13 protein-coding genes are annotated in these 19,716 nt (G+C 32.8%); 2 read left to right on the forward strand and 11 right to left on the reverse strand.

The window, feature by feature from the left end; genetic code table 11:
- Positions 1–17 precede the first annotated feature (17 nt).
- The 8 genes from proC to NLJ82_RS14750 form a co-directional block, all read right to left on the reverse strand.
- Positions 18–836, reverse strand: coding sequence for a pyrroline-5-carboxylate reductase (gene proC / locus NLJ82_RS14715; RefSeq protein ID WP_001041295.1), 819 nt, complete (start codon positions 834–836; stop codon positions 18–20).
- A gap of 458 nt (positions 837–1,294) precedes the next feature.
- A complete protein-coding gene (locus NLJ82_RS14720; RefSeq protein ID WP_000680804.1) occupies positions 1,295–2,488 on the reverse strand; it encodes a Ger(x)C family spore germination protein in 1,194 nt (397 codons plus the stop codon).
- The gene (locus NLJ82_RS14725) at positions 2,485–3,576 is read right to left on the reverse strand and encodes a spore germination protein (protein WP_000628607.1); all 1,092 of its coding nucleotides are present in this window, start codon (positions 3,574–3,576) and stop codon (positions 2,485–2,487) included. The genes NLJ82_RS14720 and NLJ82_RS14725 overlap by 4 nt, the downstream gene beginning before the upstream one ends.
- Positions 3,577–3,602: 26 nt before the next feature.
- Positions 3,603–5,168 (reverse strand): spore germination protein, encoded by a 1,566-nt coding sequence (locus NLJ82_RS14730; RefSeq protein ID WP_012644464.1) that lies wholly within the window; start codon positions 5,166–5,168, stop codon positions 3,603–3,605.
- 693 nt (positions 5,169–5,861) lie between these two features.
- A complete protein-coding gene (locus NLJ82_RS14735; protein WP_000274077.1) occupies positions 5,862–6,806 on the reverse strand; it encodes a response regulator in 945 nt (314 codons plus the stop codon).
- A 4-nt stretch (positions 6,807–6,810) separates the two neighbouring features.
- On the reverse strand, positions 6,811–8,127 hold the full coding sequence (locus NLJ82_RS14740) for a sensor histidine kinase (RefSeq protein ID WP_000584797.1): 1,317 nt from the start codon (positions 8,125–8,127) through the stop codon (positions 6,811–6,813).
- A 233-nt stretch (positions 8,128–8,360) separates the two neighbouring features.
- Positions 8,361–9,341: a glutaminase GlsA gene (gene glsA / locus NLJ82_RS14745; RefSeq protein ID WP_000588653.1), complete on the reverse strand. Its 981-nt coding sequence runs from the start codon at positions 9,339–9,341 to the stop codon at positions 8,361–8,363.
- 124 nt (positions 9,342–9,465) lie between these two features.
- Positions 9,466–10,890 carry an alanine/glycine:cation symporter family protein gene (locus tag NLJ82_RS14750; RefSeq protein ID WP_000439278.1) on the reverse strand — a complete coding sequence of 475 codons (1,425 nt, stop codon included), beginning with the start codon at positions 10,888–10,890 and terminating at the stop codon, positions 9,466–9,468.
- Positions 10,891–11,845: 955 nt separating this feature from the next.
- On the opposite strand from NLJ82_RS14750, the gene NLJ82_RS14755 reads away from it, so the two are divergent.
- Positions 11,846–12,997 carry an anion transporter gene (locus tag NLJ82_RS14755; RefSeq protein WP_000659289.1) on the forward strand — a complete coding sequence of 384 codons (1,152 nt, stop codon included), beginning with the start codon at positions 11,846–11,848 and terminating at the stop codon, positions 12,995–12,997.
- Positions 12,998–13,258: 261 nt separating this feature from the next.
- Here NLJ82_RS14755 and NLJ82_RS14760 read toward each other — a convergent pair whose 3' ends face one another.
- A complete protein-coding gene (locus tag NLJ82_RS14760; protein WP_001992624.1) occupies positions 13,259–13,519 on the reverse strand; it encodes a hypothetical protein in 261 nt (86 codons plus the stop codon).
- 353 nt (positions 13,520–13,872) lie between these two features.
- The gene (locus NLJ82_RS14765; protein WP_238389569.1) at positions 13,873–15,042 is read right to left on the reverse strand and encodes a serine hydrolase domain-containing protein; all 1,170 of its coding nucleotides are present in this window, start codon (positions 15,040–15,042) and stop codon (positions 13,873–13,875) included.
- 577 nt (positions 15,043–15,619) lie between these two features.
- Here NLJ82_RS14765 and NLJ82_RS14770 point away from each other — a divergent pair.
- A complete protein-coding gene (locus NLJ82_RS14770) occupies positions 15,620–17,197 on the forward strand; it encodes an FAD-dependent oxidoreductase (protein ID WP_000794268.1) in 1,578 nt (525 codons plus the stop codon).
- A gap of 328 nt (positions 17,198–17,525) precedes the next feature.
- On the opposite strand, the gene NLJ82_RS14775 is transcribed toward NLJ82_RS14770, so the two are convergent.
- A complete protein-coding gene (locus tag NLJ82_RS14775; RefSeq protein ID WP_012644468.1) occupies positions 17,526–18,854 on the reverse strand; it encodes an MATE family efflux transporter in 1,329 nt (442 codons plus the stop codon).
- Positions 18,855–19,716 lie beyond the last annotated feature (862 nt).

The raw sequence follows: 19,716 nt of genomic DNA on the forward strand, positions 1-19,716 counted from the left end.
TTATATAAATTCGCTTCTCACTTACTAGTTAAACTAGACATTTCCATAGATTTTTGCATACAACGTTTCATAGCTGAAATGATAGCTGTTCTTAAACCTTTTTCTTCTAGCGTTACTACAGCTTCTATCGTCGTTCCACCTGGAGAACAAACCATATCCTTTAATTCACCTGGATGTATTCCTGTTTCCAATACCATTTTTGCAGAACCTAATACAGCCTGAGCCGCAAATTTATAAGCTTGTTTTCTCGGCATACCGCCAAGTACAGCAGCATCTGCCATGGCTTCTATAAACATATACACATATGCTGGAGAAGAACCACTAATAGATGTAACAACATCCATTAGTTTTTCATTTACGACCTCCGTCTGGCCGAAAATATTAAATATGTTCAGTACCTCTTTTATATCTTTTTCTGTAACCATTTCATTAAAACATAACGCAGACATTCCTTCTCCAACAAGTGCCGGTGTATTAGGCATTACTCTAACAACTTTTAACTTTCTACCAAATTCATTCTCAGTGCTCTTAATACTTTTTCCTGCAGCAATAGTTACAACGATTACATCATTTTTTATTTGATCTTTTATTTGGTTAATTACCGATGAGTATAAATCTGGTTTGATTGATAAAATTAAAATGTCAGCACTGTTAGCGACTTCATTGTTGTTAGTAGTTATAGTTATGCCATATTCATTACTAGCATTTTTTAAATTAATGACGTTTAAATCTGAACAAATTATTTGATCTGGAGAAACTATATTTTTTTTAATCATCCCACCTATCATAGCAATACCCATGTTTCCACATCCGATGAATCCGATTTGTTTATTCATAATAATTTGCTCTTGCTCCTTCTACTCTAAATTTTATTGATTTTGAAATTATTATTCTAAATAAGGGTTATTACAATTACTGGGTTTATCAATAGAATTTTAAAATTCTCCTTCCTATATAGAGCTTACATATACCTCTAATAATTACTTATTTTCAAAATTCCCTTCTATTTGCACTGCTTTCGCTTGCACTTCAAACTCCCTCCTATTCAAACTTGTAAAGGATATATAACGATTCCTCTTTTTTTCCTAACGTTAAATAAAACACCATTAGTAACGGTTGTTATTTACTTTATAGTGCAAAAGAAGTGTATAGGATAAAGAATGAACTTTTAATAAAATCATTTCTTTAATCTATAATAAGAAGGACATAAAAAAACAAAAAGTTACAAAAAATTTCAAATTAAAATTTTCGTAACTTTTTGTTTTTGTGTAAATATAAGGTCAATTGAGACGTCTCACCGTTTTAAACTTGATGCTCCATAATCTTGTATAGTTGCATTTATATGATATTTAATCGGTACTTTACTAAATGTTCGATCCCAATCTTTTTTGACTTTCTCCCATGTTCTCGGGTGCTTAATTCTTAATTGGTTTCCAAAACCCGCAATATCGACTTGATATTCTTTTTGTATTTTTTTTGTAACATGATGTACTAAGTGCTTTACTTCTTTTTCAATAGCTTTTTCTTCTCTTTTTAAAAATTCATTTTCAAAATCTTTTCCTGATTGCATCCAATTTTCAGACAAACGCCCTTCTGATTCAATGTTTACATCAAAGGAAATATTATTTCCGTTAACATGTGGTATGATTTTGCTTTTTATTGACTTTATTTCGTATATAATGAGTTTCTTTGATTCTTTGTCAAAAGTTTTTACCACACCACCATTCCTTTTTCCGTTTATCCATACTACTCCTTCCAATTCCTGTTCATTTAAAAAGCCCATCAACTTTTTTGTCTTCCCTTTAATTACAGCAGCTCCTGCAAATTTTGTTTCTCCTTTTATCGAGATTACATTTTGCAAAAGAAAACTGGACCCTGACCGCATCTTTCCTTCCAATTTAGCGAGCGATACAGGAGGTAAAATCCTTGTTGTTCTATTTCTATTATCTGCAATTCCAGACAAACGAAATGCTGGGATTTCTCCTTTTTTGTTTGATTCCAGTACCTCCTTCGCTAGACCCTTGCTAATTAAGAGCATACAGCTAAGCCGAACTTCATTGTCACGGAGATACTGTTCAAGTAATTGTTCTAAACTGTATGTACGTACAAGATTATCACTAATAACAATGTTTTTTAAATGTGGGCTGAACATTGTGCTCTCTCTTTTCAATGAAAACTCACGAACAATTTGATGAATGGAATCACCGGTCTCAGAAACATTTATATAACGTTTTTGTTGTCCATTTCCTTTACTTTGTGCTTGCGAACTAACAATTTGATAAGTAGCTGTTATAAGATTTCTTTTAGTATAACCTCCTTCCTCATCCTCTTTCTCAATTGTTGAATCCTTCCCTTTATCTAGTGCTATACCTGCAGTTAAGCTCAACTCTTCTACTTCTTTACTGCTCCAACATCCTGTTAAAAATAGAAGCAAAAGCGTCCCTAACAAAGCCAAATAGAACCGCACATAATTAAATTTATGTTTCACACTACTCCTCCTTTTAATCGCGTAATAATAAGAAGAAGCAGTGGTAGTAAACCAAATAAAAATAATGCAACATTACCGAGCATATCCCCCAATTTAAGCAAGTCATTTATATTTTTCGAAGTCATAGCAATGATGTAAATGATTGGAATCAAAGCAAAAATAAACGGATGAATACTCTTTTTAAAGAGTTGCGCTAATCCTAATGCAGCTGCATAGTAACTAATCGTATAGGTAGCAAATATTTGCATAATCCATATTACAAGCAGTAAAGATTCAAAACGTTCAAATATCAAACCAGAAATTTCAAAACTGCGCATAAGGTCAATTGTCGGCCATGTTCTTGTTACAACCCCATCAATTGATAATGCACCAATGACCATTACAACAGTTATTACATAAAAGATTAACGGAATAGAAATTCCAACTAAAATAGCTTTTACTGCTTTCTTTCGTTGTTCCATAAATACCAAAAGAATTAACATAATTTCAGGACCTGTATATGCGAGAGACGTTGTTTTTATCCCATCTAACACGGGTTTAATTCCCAAACCTAATACGGGACGGAGATTATCTATCTCGAATATTCCGATACTCATAAAGGAAATGATTAAAAAAATAAAAACAGTAATAGGAAATATTATTTCAAACATCCGTGCAATTGAATTAATACCACCCATAATCAAATAGAGACCTATCCACATAAAAGGCATAACAATAGCCCATGTGGGGGTTCCTTCGAGCAAAAAAAAGCTTATTACTTCTGCCATTGAACGAATTTGAAATGCTGAAGTTGTAAGAAAATACCCTATAATAAGAAAACTAAGCAATCTGCCTATCCATTTCCCTACAATATCTTGACTGTATTGGTAAAATGTTTTTTCTGGAAACTGCTGACTTAATTTGACCATAATTACTCCTGAAACCATTGCGAGTATTCCACCTAATATCACACTCAACCATACATCTGGTGTTTTCACTTTTTCCACAGATGCTCTGGGCAAAGTAAGAATTCCTGTCCCAAGTATGTAATTTACAATAATAACAACTGCTTGTGAAGTTGTTATTCGGTCTTTAGGTATAGTAATCACTGAAGGTCACTTCCTTTCGTCATCAGCTACCTTTTGCGGATAGTTTTTTTGGTATGCATTATTTTCGGTCGACGTCTCATTATTTTTAATGGCATGCGAACCATAAAATCTTTCCAGTCACTGAATCGATATGGAACAGCAGGGCTGGTATAAGGAACGCCAAAACTTTTCAGTTTCACTAAATGACTGCAAAGTAAAAGAAAGAAGAGAATAACTCCATACAAGCCAAATATCGCAGCACAAAACATAGCTACAAAACGAAGAATGCGTAACGTAATTCCCACACTATATTGCGGAATAGTAAAAGAAGAAATAGCTGTTACCGCAACAACGATAACCATTATTGGACTAACAATTCCTGCTTCTACGGCAGCCTGACCAATTATTAAACCGCCCACAATTCCCATTGCCGGTCCAATCGGTTTAGGCAGACGTAAACCTGCTTCTCGTAAAACTTCGATAGCTATTTCCATAATTAACGCTTCTATTAAAGCGGGAAAAGGAACTCCTTCTCGCGATCCGATAATAGAAATAGCGAGCTTAGTGGGAATTAATCCTGGATGAAATGAAATGAAAGAAATATACAGTGCTGGAGCAAATAATGAAACAAAAGCTGTCATGAAGCGTAATAAGCGGAGAAGTGTACCAGGAAGCCACCTTTCATAATAATCTTCTGGTGATTGCAGCAGCATACTAAATGTAACTGGAGCAATTAAAACAAATGGTGTTCCATCTAACAAAATAGCTACTCGACCTTCCATCAAAGCACTAATAACACGATCAGGTCGTTCTGTATTTTGAATCTGCGGAAAAGGACTTAGATAATTATCTTCAATGAGTTGCTCTATATAACCAGATTCGAGTACACTGTCTATGTCAATTTTCTGAATTCTGTTTTTTATTTCATCCACCAATTCTGTACTAGCAAGATCGTTAATAAATGCGACAACTAACTCTTTCTTTGCACGTTCTCCTACTGGTAGCTTTACTAATGATAAGCTCTCATCCGCACAATGTCGTCGCAAAAGTGAGGTATTATCACTTAATACTTCAGTAAAACCGACCCGTGGTCCTCTGACTAATGCCTCCGATACTGGTTCTTCAATGTTTCGTTTATTTGCTTTTGTTGTACCAAGAATAAACACATCTGCTAAACCATCAATTAAAAGAGCTGTTGAACCTATCAATACTTTGGGTATTAAATCTTTTATGTAATGGACTTCTGCTACTTCACTAATTGTAAGAACTTTATTTTTAATATATTCTTTTGAAACAGTCCGCTCCACATAAGAAGATTCATTTTTATATTCATCAGAAAAATCATCCATTAGTAATTTCATAATATGTTTGTCAATTATCTCTTTATCTGATAGACCATCAACAAAAACGATACCAGCCTGAATATCTGTGCGCCCAATATTAAACTTCCGAAAGCGAACATCAGAATTATGTCCGATTTGTTGCTTTATAAGTTCTAAGTTAGAGGCAAAATCATTTGTGAAATGAACGATTGTATTTTGAGAAGGTTTATACTCTTGTTTCGTTTTACTTTGAATATTATTTTTTTCACTTGTTTGTCTCTTGACTTCCACCAACTCATTCTTCCCACTCTTTCTCTGACATACGAACCCAATGAAAAAATCTTGAGATAGTATACGGAATTAAAAACAAGATAAAAGCTTGTACAAAGACTTTCCAATCCGGAAGATAAGAAGTAATTATGTTCCACATTTTTATCACCCAATTTATATACTCTGCTAGGATTGAGATTTCTAAAAAACGATATGTACTTAATAAAAAATAACGATAAGATTAAAGAGCAGAAAAGCTAGACATTATGCTTGCGTACCAATAACCTAGTTAGTATAAAAACATTTCTGACCTAAAATACCATTTCCAATTATAATTTGTTAGATATTATCTCCTTTTCCCTTATTTATATGCCCGCATTTGAATTTCAAATAATATAAGGATCGATGATATTTCCTCTTAAAGAAAAAAAGATGCTAGAAGATAGCATCTTTTTTCAACTCAACTTACTATGTATTTATATTTTATTGTGGAAATACTCGTTTTTTTAAATGAATATTAATATTTAAAAAAATAAAAAATACATATTCTTTTGTTCTAAGTTCATACACTTCTACCAAATCGATACGGAATTTTCTGATTTTAAATTCAATATGAAATAAAGGAAAATCCTCTCTTAGAAAAACTATATAAAACAAATAACATGAAAACAACTATCAATCTATTAATTGAACGTAATAATGAGCAAGAGTTTATCATCTTAATTCCAAGTGTATTCGTTTTGCTTCAAAATAAAGAACTTGAATAAATTTTTTCGTATCAATACGAGCAGGTAATGTTGGTTCATTATTCAATTCTGTCATCTTTCTCCTTACGGTAGTAAAATCAAAAAATCTAGAAGCATAATTTTCGAACTTCGGGTTTAAAAAATCAGTAAGTCCAAGGGATGCTAAATGGTCTAATGATTGATAAATTGCTCTCCGAATCCGTTGTTTGGAAGCTTCTATGAACCTTTTTAATTCGGTATCTTCAGCTGAATCCCCAAGTTTTTTTTGAGCTAAATTTATAAAAATCTCTTTTAGTGAGGGAAAACCTTGTTCCAACGTGTTATCTTGTTCATATTTATATAAATAATCTAGCATATCCATTAAATCTTTACTTCCACTTTCACTGGCTATTCCTAATTCAGACAAAAGAAAATGAATGGAATTTTGAAAATGATTAAAAGTATTTAAATGTTTTTCATTACGGTATTTTTCTTGCACACTTGAATTACTATCCAATTTTAGTACCGTATTAAGCGATTCTTGAATGTTTTTTATCGATTTTTCCAAACGAATTCGTTCAATGACTTTCCGAACAACTGTTAATACTTCAATCCGGTTAATCGGCTTAATAATATAGTATTCAACACCTAGCGAATAAGCTTCAGCAATTAATTCTTTTGATTCTACTTGAGAGACCATGATAATTTTCCCTTTAAACGAAGGTTTTATTTGACGAATAGTTTTTATTCCATCTTGAATTGGCATTAACAAATCGATAAATAAAATGTCTATATTTTTAAGGATTAGCATTTGTTGCTCTAAAGATAAACCATCCTCAGCTTCTCCTATAACCTCCCCAAGATCTTCATCCTCGATAATTTGAGCCAACATTGAGCGAACCGCTTTTTCATCATCTACTATATAAAAATACATAGAATCACCCTTTCGAAATTATATGATCAATCCCTAATCTAATTATAAAAATTGATCCTTTTCCTTCGGTTCTGTCCTCAATCGTAACATCACCTTCAAGTTGTTCGACCATTTCTTTAACATACGATAATCCGATACCTGTCGATGGATTGCCTAAATCATCATATTTAGAAGTAAAACCAGGCTCAAAAATTGAATCTTTATATTTTGAAGAAATACCGGGACCATTATCGCCTATTTGAAATTCAACAAAATGGTGGTCTTTATTAATGTCAATTGTGATGGTTCCCATACCTTGGATAGCCTCTACAGCGTTTGTAACGATATTATTTATAATAGATAAGATTGTGTAAATATGATAATGAGGATGCACACCATCAATTTTATACACAAATTGGATGTCTTTCTCTAGCAACCGTGCATATTTCGCATTTGCCCGTATAATGATATTTACTAGTTCATGTACAGACATATAATCTGTAAAACTTTCATCAGAAATTAATTTTGAAAGTCCTGCAAAAATACGTTGGTTATCCTTTTTAACGTCATGAACCTCACCAGCAATTTGTAATGCCTGTTGCCTTAAATCCCCAAACTGAAAATCCATCTGTTTGTGCTCAAAAGAGTCTAAAGTTTTATATAAATCATAGGATTTTTTTGTTATATTCTCAGCATCTTGTAATGTTTTTTTTAAATGAACAGCATCTTCATATAAATTAGAGATGAGCATGAGCATGTGTTCATTTTGTTTCTTTATGTGTTTCTCCCTTGATTGCGCTTCATACAATTTCATCATATTGAAAAAGCTTAGAACTATAAAACTATGGGAACATGCGATAACAATGATCTCATTTATTGCCTCGGATGTGATCGATGTTTTTAATACGAAATATTGAATCATTAATTCCACACAGTCTGACAGTATTTCAATCATGCAACCAATCAAACCAATCATTAGTGGTTGATGATAAAAACGTTTAATTTTTGCTAAATGAAAGAGATACGAATAAGTAAAATAAAAGAAAAAACTAGGATAGTGAGTATGAAAAGCGGCTAGCCAATCCATATTTCCCTTTATAATGACATCCATTGAGATACGAAATACTACCACGACTATCGCTGTTAAAAAACCCGGTAAAAATGCTGGAATTCGTCGAAACAATAACAAAAAAAAGAAAAATGTTGGTGCACCAAAGCTCATTCTAAATGTTTCATTTAAAGGAAATGACTTTATTTCACCTACTAAGGGTACTGTAAGTATCATTAAAACGAGAATATAGATGTCTTTTTTTACTAAATTACTAAGATTCAAAATAATCACTTCTCACTTTCGCCTAACAGTCAGTATACAAACCTATTTGCATTAATACAATACTTACTCTATTTTTTTCAAAAACTGATAAATAAGATATAAACGAAAGCATTATAGATTGTGAGTATTCATTACACTCTTCTACTTTAGAAAGATACTTTATAACTCAAAAATGTTCAGACACAATATAAGGTCTGAACACTTTTGGACTCGCTCTAACACCAAAATATCTGTGTTCCTTTTTAAAATATACTTAAATCCCATTCTTTTGCAATATGTTCTAACAACATAATTCCTGGTAAACTATTCCCATACTCATCAATGGCTGGTCCGTAAATACCAATACCACATCCATCTTGGAACGATAAATCCTTCCTAGATTTTGAGGGAACAAGTGTCATAATTCCGCCGGATACCCCACTCTTAGCTGGTAATCCAATGAAAGCAGCAAATTTTCCGGAAGCATTGTACATTCCACAAGTAAGCATTAAAGCTTTTGTTAACCTAGCTACTTCTTTAGGGAGCACTTGTTCTTTGCGAATAGGATGATATCCATCATGTGCTAGTATAAGCCCTATTAAGGCAATATCTTCTGTATTTATTTCAATCGAACATTGTTTTAGGTAAACCTCTAGTGTCTCCTCCACATCTGATTCTAGAAAACCATTCTCCTTTAAATAGTATGCTAATGCTCTATTACGATGAGCCGTTTCCCATTCTGATTGAAATACTATTTCATTAATAGCGGGACGCTTCTCTATCATTTTTTCAATTAATACGTATATAGATTCTAATTTTTCTTGCACTGATGTCCCTGGCAAAAGTGAAGCTATCGTAATTGCTCCAGCATTAATCATAGGATTAAAAGGTTTTCCTGGTTTATGTATCTCCAAACGAATAATCGAATTAAAGGCATCTCCAGTTGGCTCTACGTCAACCCGTTCTAATACATAAGAAATACCGCGACTTAAACAAGCGGCTATAAAACCGATTACTTTTGATATACTTTGTAATGTGAACGGTATCTCCCAATCTCCTGACTTTATCATTGTTCCATCTGGCTTTACTATACAAATACCTAACTGTGATACATTTATTTCCCCCAGAGCTGGAATATAACTGGCGCTTCGTCCCTTAGCTGCATACGTTCGATAATGGGCTACCCATTGATCTAAGCAAACTTTTTCTTGACCCTCAACTTGAACGCTAGAATCCTTTATCATTTAATCATATTCCCCCGTACTATTAACTTTATATAGAATGATTTTTTCTTTACTATAATCAATAATATTTGCACTAGAACCAAGAAAAATATTCAGACATATTGCAGTCTGAATATCTTTCTTATTACACACTTTTCTTTTTTGAAGTTTCCTCATAACTATCCCAACATTCAATATTTTCAAGCCCTTTAATGTTTTCTTTATAAAAAATAGGATCTTTACCAGCTTTTTTCTGGTTTTTATAATCTTGTAACGCCGCAAATGCTACTTTTGAAAGTAAGGTAATAGCAATTAAATTAATAATAACCATAAAGCCCATAAATAAGTCCGCTAAATCCCATACAATTTGAATCTTTGCAACAGAACCAAATACAATCATAGCCAATACACTTATTCTGTATATCATTAACCACACTTTACTTGTATGTAAGAAGCGAATATTTGTTTCACCATAATAATAGTTGCCAATTAACGCACCAAATCCAAATAAAAAAACAAAGATAGCAAGACAACCCGATGCCCAAGGACCGATGTGTTCACTTAATGCTGCTTGTGTCAGTGCAATACCATTTAACCCCGGTTGTTTATATGCATCAGACAGCAAAATAATAAAGGCAGTGCTAGTACAAATGATTAGCGTATCCGTTAATACACCAAATGCTTGAATCAGTCCTTGTTTCACCGGATGGCTTGTTGTTGCTGTTGCGGCAACGTTTGGTGCACTTCCCATACCAGCTTCATTTGAGAATAAACCGCGTTTAACTCCATTCATAAGTGCTGCACCAATTGAACCACCTGCTATTTGTTTAAAACCAAATGCGTTTTGAACAATAAGAGAAAGAACTTCCGGCATTTTTGATATGTTGGTAACTACAACAAATAATGCAACTCCAATGTATAATACCGCTAAAAATACCACCTTGTATTCAGCCATTTTTGCAATACGTTGTACACCACCAAAAATAATTGCAGCAAAAGCAATGGCCATGATTATCCCAACTGTTAGACGATCTGTACCAAATGAGTTTTGAAAAGCGATTGTAACTGTATTTGATTGTACTGAATTGAATACAAGACCAAAAGTAATTGTGATTAAAATAGAGAATAATACTCCCATCCAACGTTTATTCAACCCTTTTTCCATATAATAGGATGGACCACCGCGGAAACCAGTTTTATCTTTTACTTTATATATCTGTGCTAATGTGCTTTCGACAAAACTGGAGGCCGAGCTAATAATAGAAATAATCCACATCCAAAATACAGCTCCAGGACCACCTAATGCAATTGCAATCGCAATTCCTGTGATATTCCCTGTTCCAACGCGGGCTGCCATACCAATACAAAACGCTTGAAAAGGAGAGATTTGATCTTTAGAACCACTTTTCCCCTCCATTAATACACGGACCATCTCTTTTAACATTCGAAACTGTACAAAATTCAATTTAAATGTAAAATAAATTCCGCAAATAACAAGCATAATAATTAACAATTTAGACCATAAAAAATCATTCGTTGATCCGACTAAATCTACAAAAAACCTTTCCATATTATCACCCCATACCAAAAATTTATCTATCATAATCTATATAAAATCACCTATATTCCCTGACATAAATACCTCATTCATATTCAAATACAACAAGGATAAAAATTTTCTATATGAATCGGATTGACCTGTTAAAGCAAACATCACAACATGTAACTGTAAAACTAAAATTTTGAAGAACTTAACATTTATACAAACGGATACTCTCCCCCTTTCTGCAAACTAATATTTTTATCCACTAACATTGTTGTACTATTATGTTTGTTTCGTTTACCGGTGATTTAAATCATAATAATCAATAGTGATTAAGTGGTTTTTTGTTAATTTTCTCAAGAACATGGAAGTATCTCCTTTCTCACTACTAATCTCAAAAATAGGCTAAGTAAAAACTTTACGAAAATTATATAAAGCGCTTTCAATCTTCAACTAAGAGAAGCTTGTTTTTAATTTATAATTAAAAGTACAGAATGTTACGAAAAAGTACAGATTTTTATAAAAACAAAAAATATTTTAAGATTTTTTCATATAAAAAAACAGTGAGATTTTGTGAATTTTATACAGTATCCAAATGTCGCGGATGCTGTTCTACCTAATCTCTGACAGGCCTCTATTTCCTTCATAAAAACATACATATTTTTTCTCTTTTAGAAGTTCATATAAAGTATTTGAAATCAAGAATCAACAGGACGTTATAAGAATATTTAAAAAATAAAACATTTAATTTATTTATGGTATCATACAAAAAACATTTGTTTTCTCAATTAATCCCCCTAGTTGGGTTCGTCTATATTGCACATATTTACAACATGAAAGACACTAAGAAAAAAAGGATTTTGTTGAAGGGATGAAACATTACAAAACTCTTATTTAGGACCTTATGACATCCTCTTTTCTAGCAATATCGAATTATCCCAAAAAACGTATATTTACTAACATAAATTACAGGTGGTGTATTGTGAAAGAAATAGTATTCGTTCAAAATAAAAAAAGACTCCTTATGAAATTCGAATTTTTAAAAAAGGATTTAGTACTTACCATCTCACTGATACTAGCAATTGTAAGCTGCTTAATACATTCGCCAAAGATCGAATATATTAACTTTGAAGTGTTAATTAGCTTATTTAATCTAATGGTGGCCATTAAGGCCTTGGAACAGCTAAAGATATTAGACAAACTTGCCGTTGCGATTTTAAATAAATGCAATAACAGCAGGTCAATATCTATTATTCTAATTTTGTTATGCTTTATTTGCTCCATGTTTGTAACAAATGATGTTGCTCTCCTCACTTTTGTACCAATAACACTTGTCATTAGTAAAAAAACACAAATGAACATGATGGATACAATCATCCTGCAAACAATTGCGGCAAACATCGGCAGTAGCTTGATGCCTATGGGAAACCCACAAAATTTATACTTATATTCTTACTATGGAATTAAGCTCCTCCCATTTTTAGGTTCAATCCTGCTTTTAGCTGTACTTGGAATCAGTTTGTTATTTATATTTACCCAAAAACTTCAAAAAACAGATTTAAAAATAGAACTACCTGTTATTACCTTGAAGAATCGAAAAAAAGCTACCATCTGGATTTTGATACTTATCACTATCATTGCATCCATTTTTGGTTTCATTAATTATTACATTGCTCTAATAGTTACATTGGTGGCAGCATTTACGTTAGATAGAAACTTACTATTTAAGATCGATTACTTTCTTCTAATAACCTTTGTCTGTTTTTTTATTTTTATCGGAAACATTTCCCATTCTGATGCGCTGGAGACATTTGCTCGCGCTAATTTAAGAGGAGATACTTCAGTCTTCTTTAGTTCCATATTTTTGAGTCAATTGATTAGCAATTTTCCTACTTCAATTCTTCTATCAAACTTTACTTCTGATTGGAAAGCTTTATTACTAGGAGTAAATATTGGAGGGCTTGGAACAATTATCGCATCTTTAGCCAGTGTAATTTCCTATAAACTATTCACTCAGGCCAATGGTAAAGAGAGTAAGGCATATTTAATTAAATTTAGCATTTACAACTTTTCATTTTTAATCATACTTACATGTATACAGTACTTTATCTTTAAATTTCTAAAGATTTTTTAAAGAATTGATTACTTTAGAAAAACCCAAATATCTCAGCATTCAATTGAGAAATTTGGGTTTTAATATAGGTATGTTTAAAGAGATACAACAAAGTTACCATCAATTTAATATTTTAAGATGTTCTCAAAGCGAAAATCTTTTAGTTTTTACGTTATTTATTAGATTTCAGCTTATTTTTTATGTACTCAGTTATATAATAAATGACTGAATTTATAGGGTAATAACTTTCAATTAATAATAGAAATATAGCATATTACAATGTTATTTCATTTTTGAAGTCCTCTTCACAAAATCCTTAATGTCCCTCAATTTTTTTCCGCTAATATTATCTTTGATGGTTGAATCTATTTCAATTTCTAATTTTGCAAATGCTGCTCCTGCACAATTATATATACTTGATTCAAAAGCAAGATGTCTTGCAGTACCACTAAATGCCTTTTTAATATCAATGTCAGGACGATAAACGTTGAATTTATCAGGCCCTTCAAATACGTTAGAGTCACAATTTGTTGCACCAATCATACAGTAGTATCCACATAACTAGTTACATTCTCCTTTTGTCTATTGTTAATAGCTTCGTAATAAAAGCTATTAAACAGCAAAAGTGCGAAGTCTTAAATTAGACTTCGCACCTTATACAAATTTACAATCCGTGACGATACCAACACAAATGCAATACTATATACATACTAATCACTCATTATATGTGTTGCTGTTTTAATTGGCCAATGTATAAACAAATCCTTTTACTTAGCCCTCCTTCATGTTTAGCTTAATTGTTTCTATATACTTAATCCCCTCTATACTCATTTCAAGCGATAATCCATTCTGATTGAAATTACAAATGACAAAATTTTTCCGTTTTTCCTTTTTGTCTACTTGCTAAATTCAGCAAGTAAAATATTTTTAAAAAATTCCGGATTATTAATGTTTAAACTGTTCGCATTGATAGCGAGTGTATGTTTACCTCCAAGTGTTCCACCAACAAAAGTGGAAAACCCTGGAACGGCTCCCCTGTGTCCCCATACCGAGACACCATTTGGAAGCTTAATTTCAAGTATTCCAAGACCATATCCAGTTCCCTCTCTTTCTGTAGGAACTGTAGTAAGCATTTGTTTTAATTGCTGTTCCTTCAGTAATTTGCCACCTAGTAAGTAAGAGAAGAATTTGTTTAAGTCGTCAGCAGTAGAAATCATATCTCCATCCGAGCTACCTGGGTTAATATAAGTAACGTCTTTTAGCTCACTCGCTTTGTCTAGTTGCAAATAGCCACGGGCATGCTTGGTGCCTGGAATCACGCTTGAATTGCCAGGTAGGAATGTATTTGACAAATCAAGCGGTTCAATAATCCGATTTTCAACCTCTTCCGCATAACTGTTTCCTGTTACTTTTTCAATAAGCATCCCCAGTAATACGTATCCTGTGTTTGAATAAGACCAACCCTTTCCTGGAGCAAAGTCTGGGGGAAGAGAAATCCCCATCTTTACAAATTCTTCAGCTGTATACGATTTTTTTATATCCGTAATATCAAAGTCTTTTGAATTTATATAGTCAGCAATACCACTTGTATGATTCATGATTTGCCGGATTGTAATCTGGTTACCATCATATCCGTTTCCTTGAATGACACCAGGCAACCATTTTTCAATGGAGTCATCTAGATTCAAACGGTTCTCTCCAGATAATTGAAGGAGCACTGTTGCAATGAACGTTTTCGTCACACTGCCAATGCGAAAGCGAAAATCTGCTTTCATTGGTTTCTTAGTTCTCAGATCCGCTATCCCAGCAGTATAAATCCAAGTTTTACCACCCTTAGAAATGCTAGCGAGTATTCCCGGGTATCCAAGTTGCAGTTCATCTCGCATTGCTTTCTTAACGGAAGTACGATTTACATTTTGCGTAGGTTCTGCTTTTACAATGGATGTTGGTGTTACGTATAACAGAGAACTTCCAGCTATTAAAAGTGCTAGACTTGCACATGTAATTTTACTGCGTGTTTTCATAAAGAATTCCTCTCTTCTATTAAAATTGTATAGATAGTTGATAGCAGTGTCCTATACGAACCACACAATTATCCATTCTCCCACTGATGAAAAGGCAACAATGTATTTGCAATCATTGTACTCATTATTTTCACAAAACACTCTTGTTACTGATTGTTTTATATGTAGGCCGTACTTATCCCCCTTTCACGCCTCCTTATATTTTTATCCTACACAATGAAAATCTCTTTTTTCTTACCTATCCCTTACAAATTCCTTACATTCGAAATCGCTTCTATAATAGGGTTGAAGTAGCATCTATGCCCGAAAGCGCAAAAGCACCAATGCTTTTCGCTTCAGTGTTTTTTTGCGCTTTACATATTGAAGATTCGTTTTACGCTTAACAGGTTACATTGCTGATTTTTTCTAATGCGATTATTCTTCTTGCTATATCACACAAATGAAATTACACTACACGAACCATTCCTAATGTTGTTAAAATCACTTGTTTCTATTTATACAAAAGTACAGATAAATTGAATACGCGTCCAATCACAATTTGCTATTTTCTAGACTCAAAGTTTACCTCTTCAATAAGTGGAAATAATAGAACTATAAAACTTTGGATGGAGGATTTATATTGAAGAATAACGATAATTACGATGGGAAATTACCACATAATGCTGAATCTTACTGGACGAGCAGTATTCATTTACCTGAATACCCTTCCTTAGAAAATGACATGCAGGTCGATGTTATTATTGTAGGAGGAGGAATTACTGGCATTACTTCTGCCTATCTTTTAGTAAATGAAGGTCTAAAAGTCGCTGTTATAGAGGCAGACAAATTATTAAATGGAACGACTGGACATACGACAGCTAAAATTACTGCTCAACATGATATGATTTATGAAGAGCTTATCAGATATACCGGAAGAACTACCGCAAGATTGTATTACGAAGCAAACATCGATGCTTTAAAATTCATTCAAACTACAATTAATAAACATCAAATCGATTGCGATTTCACTCAACAAGATGCTTATCTGTATGCCACAACAGAAGAATATGCATATAAGTTAGAAAAAGAAGCAGAAGCTTATAAAGAGCTTCATATTGAAGGCGAGCTTGTAAACAAACTTCCTATTGATTTAAAAATACATAATGCACTTGTTATGAGAAATCAGGCACAATTCCATCCACTTAAATATTTAGCCCATCTTTCAAATATAATTACAGAAAAAGGTGGATACATCTTTGAAAATACCACAGCAGTAAATATAAAAACAGGCGAGCAACCTGTGGTTCTTACCCGTGGAGGAGCTCAAATTACAGGGAAGTATATTCTCTCTTGTTCCCATTTCCCTTTTTATGAAGGTGCAGGACTTTACTCTACAAGAATGCATGCAGACCGATCTTATATAATTGCTGCTAAGACAAGAACAAATTATCCAGGTGGTATGTATATTAGTGTAGATGAACCGACACGTTCTCTCCGTTCCACAACAATTAATGGAGAAGAATTCATTCTTATCTCTGGAGAAAGTCATAAAACGGGACAAGGCGGCGAAATATTAAAACATTATGAAGCACTAGAAATATTCGGACAACAAGTTTTCGGCCTTGAAAATATCCCATATCGTTGGTCAGCACAAGATTTAATTACACTAGACAAGATTCCTTATATCGGTGAGATTACATCCGATCAAAAAAATATATTAATTGCTACTGGATACAGAAAATGGGGTATGACAAACGGAACCGCAGCGGCGCTTTTATTTCGAGACATCATATTAAAAGAAAAGAACAAATATCGGGAATTATATACTCCCTCTCGTTTCCACATGAACCCTAGTTTAAAGAATTTCTTAGTCGAAAATGCCAATGTTGTTGGACACTTAATTAAAGGCAAGTTAGAGATTCCTCAAAAATGTATTCGTGATTTATCTAACGATGAAGGAGCTGTCGTTGATATTGATGGACATAGAAAAGGAGCTTATAAGGATGTAGAAGGTAAACTTCATATTGTAGATACAACTTGTACTCACATTGGATGTGAAGTTGAATGGAACAATGGAGAACGTTCTTGGGATTGCCCATGCCATGGTTCGCGATTCTCGTATACAGGAGAGGTACTTGAAGGGCCTGCTGAAAAACCATTACAAAAGTATGACTATAAAATGCTTGATAATCTTACTTCAGAAGACTCTGGTTACTAATTAAATTTATGTAAGCAAAAACAGCTACATAGTATATAGCTGTTTTTGCTGTTTTTGCTGTTTTTGCTTTTTTAACTCCTTATTGTCCGTAATCTCAAATCGAAATATAATCTGTCCTATTCCTATCAATTTAAGAAATATATTCTTCCCCAACATGAAAAATTGAGTTGAACTTCTAAAGATAACTATGAAAGGGTAAAATTGAATTTACAATTAAAACCAACATACTGCCGTTTGAGGGTAACTCGGTTTTATTCGTTTGATGATGTTATGGTCCTACTCCTAAAACTGACAACTTATAAGAGAATATCATTTTTCACCTTCTATTCTAACTAACAAGTCGTGAAATTCGTTTCTTCTTCCATGAAAGTTTATAATATCCATATTGCAAAAGTAAACTTACAATAAATGCTGCTGGATACCCAATCCATATTCCTTTTATACCAAGATTTGTATGATAAGAAAGGTAATAAGCAACAGGGACTTCTACAAGCCATATTGATACGACACCGATAATAGTGGGCCATAATACAGTTCCACTTGCTCGCATTGTTGCACCAATAATTTGAGCATGACCGAAAATTAAGTAACTCCAAAGTGTAATCATCACCAAACTATGCGCAATTTCAACTGTATTCGTGTTCGTTAAGAATAACGATAAGATTTCTCTTGAAAACAAGTAAATAAAAGCGATTAGTATACCACCAATTATATAATTCATAATAATTCCAGCACGAATAACTTCCTGTAATCGGTTAAATTGTTTCCCACCAATAGATTGCGCAGCGAAAATAGATACCGTAATTCCAAGGCTAACCGCAGGCATCTGAACATAACTTGCAACCTGGTTTACAACCCCATATGCAGCAGTCGCATCAGAACCGAAACGATTCACAAATGCGATTACCGCAATCTCAGATAACGAAACAAGAATCATATTAATACTCGCTGGAATTCCAAGGCGTAATAATAGTTTTAATAAATCCCAATCCATACGAAGATATTTCCGTACGGTCTCATCTAATTGCAGTGGATGATTCTTCTTTTTTAAATAAATAAGCATAACAATAAATGTTACAACTGTCGAGATAACAGAAGCATAGGCAGCTCCGTACACACCAAGTTTGGGTATTCCTAGCCAACCAAAAATTAGAATAGGTAATAGAATTATATTTAAGACTGTACTAACAATTAAGAAATAAAACGGTGTCTTAGAATCTCCTGTACCTCTTATAAACGTTGTATAAGAGAAATATAGAAATAAAACTGGCATAGAAATAAATAAAATACGCGCATAATGCACACTCATATCAATTATATTCTCTGGCGTACCCATAAAACGCATAATGTTCAGAGCAAATACATTTCCCACTATTGCCAAAATAACTCCTATTATAAAGGTAAATGTCAACGTCGTACCAACAATGGCTTTTAAACGATCTTCATTACGGGCTCCAAATGCCTGACCAATTAAAATCGAACTACCTGATCCAATTCCAATTACAAACGAAACAAGTAAAAAGAATAATGGGAAAAATGCTGAAATGGCAGCTAATTCATTCACACCAAGCCATCGTCCTACTACCACCATACCAAATAATTGTCCAACTGATTGTAATATGTTACTTAAAAGCAAGGGAACTAGAAAAATAGACATTAATTTCCATGTTGTTTTCTCTCCCTTTTGTTGATTTTTTAATTTTTTACTTTCTTGAATACTATCTATCGATGATTTCACATTTGATTTCCCCTTTTATTTGGAGGAATTATGTCATTCCGAGAATAATACGTTACAAATAAAAAAAGAAATTTTTAAATTAACGTTATTATCTTATCCATAGATTTCCCCCTACGTAATAAAGATTTTTGAGAATTTGTTTATCCATTCATTCTTTCTACCATTTATCTCTTTCCCCCCAAATTTTGATATAAACGAAATGAAGCTTTCCCCTTATAAAGCCTATCCTGATATTTCTTCTAAGCAATAGTAAACATCTTCCTTACCTCTTTAAGTTAACTCTTCAACATCTACAGTAGTTAAATTAATTTGCTTTGCATCATTTATTTTAATAAAATTATTTATATTATTAAATGTAATAAATAATTAGGAAGCGAAATTGGTATAAAAAATGTCTTTTGTTATGTTTTTAACATCGTGAATACTTAATAATTAATTTATTTTACAATTAATACTAGACCCTTGTTGCTTTGTTTGTTAAAGCAATTAACATAGATTACTGTTTTTAGTTATGTTGTATATTTTCTTAAAGATGTGTCCAAAATATAACTAACCTGTTTTAGAACAAATTGGTTACCGAGTAGTTAGCTTTTGCTAACTACTTTTTATTATTAAATATGTTCTTATCAAAATAATGAATTTCTAACTATTAGCTCAGTTCTTCCCATCCAGAAGAGTAGTTTGTACTTTTACTTAAAATTTCTTAAAAACCATTTGAGCATAGATTTTTCCCATTAAAAAAGGAGAGATTATAATCCCTCCTTCTAATCCATACACTATA

The sequence above is a fragment of the Bacillus paranthracis genome, from assembly GCF_024296885.1.
In the GTDB taxonomy this organism is placed as follows: Bacteria; Bacillota; Bacilli; order Bacillales; family Bacillaceae_G; genus Bacillus_A; species Bacillus_A paranthracis.

What these genes read in the sequence shown, in the direction of transcription:
- glsA (WP_000588653.1), bottom strand. Translation starts at nt 9,341, where the DNA reads ATGATAAAGGATTCTAGCGTTCAAGTTGAGGGTCAAGAAAAAGTTTGC.
- NLJ82_RS14775 (WP_012644468.1), bottom strand. Translation starts at nt 18,854, where the DNA reads ATGTCTATTTTTCTAGTTCCCTTGCTTTTAAGTAACATATTACAATCA.
- NLJ82_RS14735 (WP_000274077.1), bottom strand. Translation starts at nt 6,806, where the DNA reads ATGTATTTTTATATAGTAGATGATGAAAAAGCGGTTCGCTCAATGTTG.
- NLJ82_RS14750 (WP_000439278.1), bottom strand. Translation starts at nt 10,890, where the DNA reads ATGGAAAGGTTTTTTGTAGATTTAGTCGGATCAACGAATGATTTTTTA.
- proC (WP_001041295.1), bottom strand. Translation starts at nt 836, where the DNA reads ATGAATAAACAAATCGGATTCATCGGATGTGGAAACATGGGTATTGCT.
- NLJ82_RS14760 (WP_001992624.1), bottom strand. Translation starts at nt 13,519, where the DNA reads ATGATTGGTGCAACAAATTGTGACTCTAACGTATTTGAAGGGCCTGAT.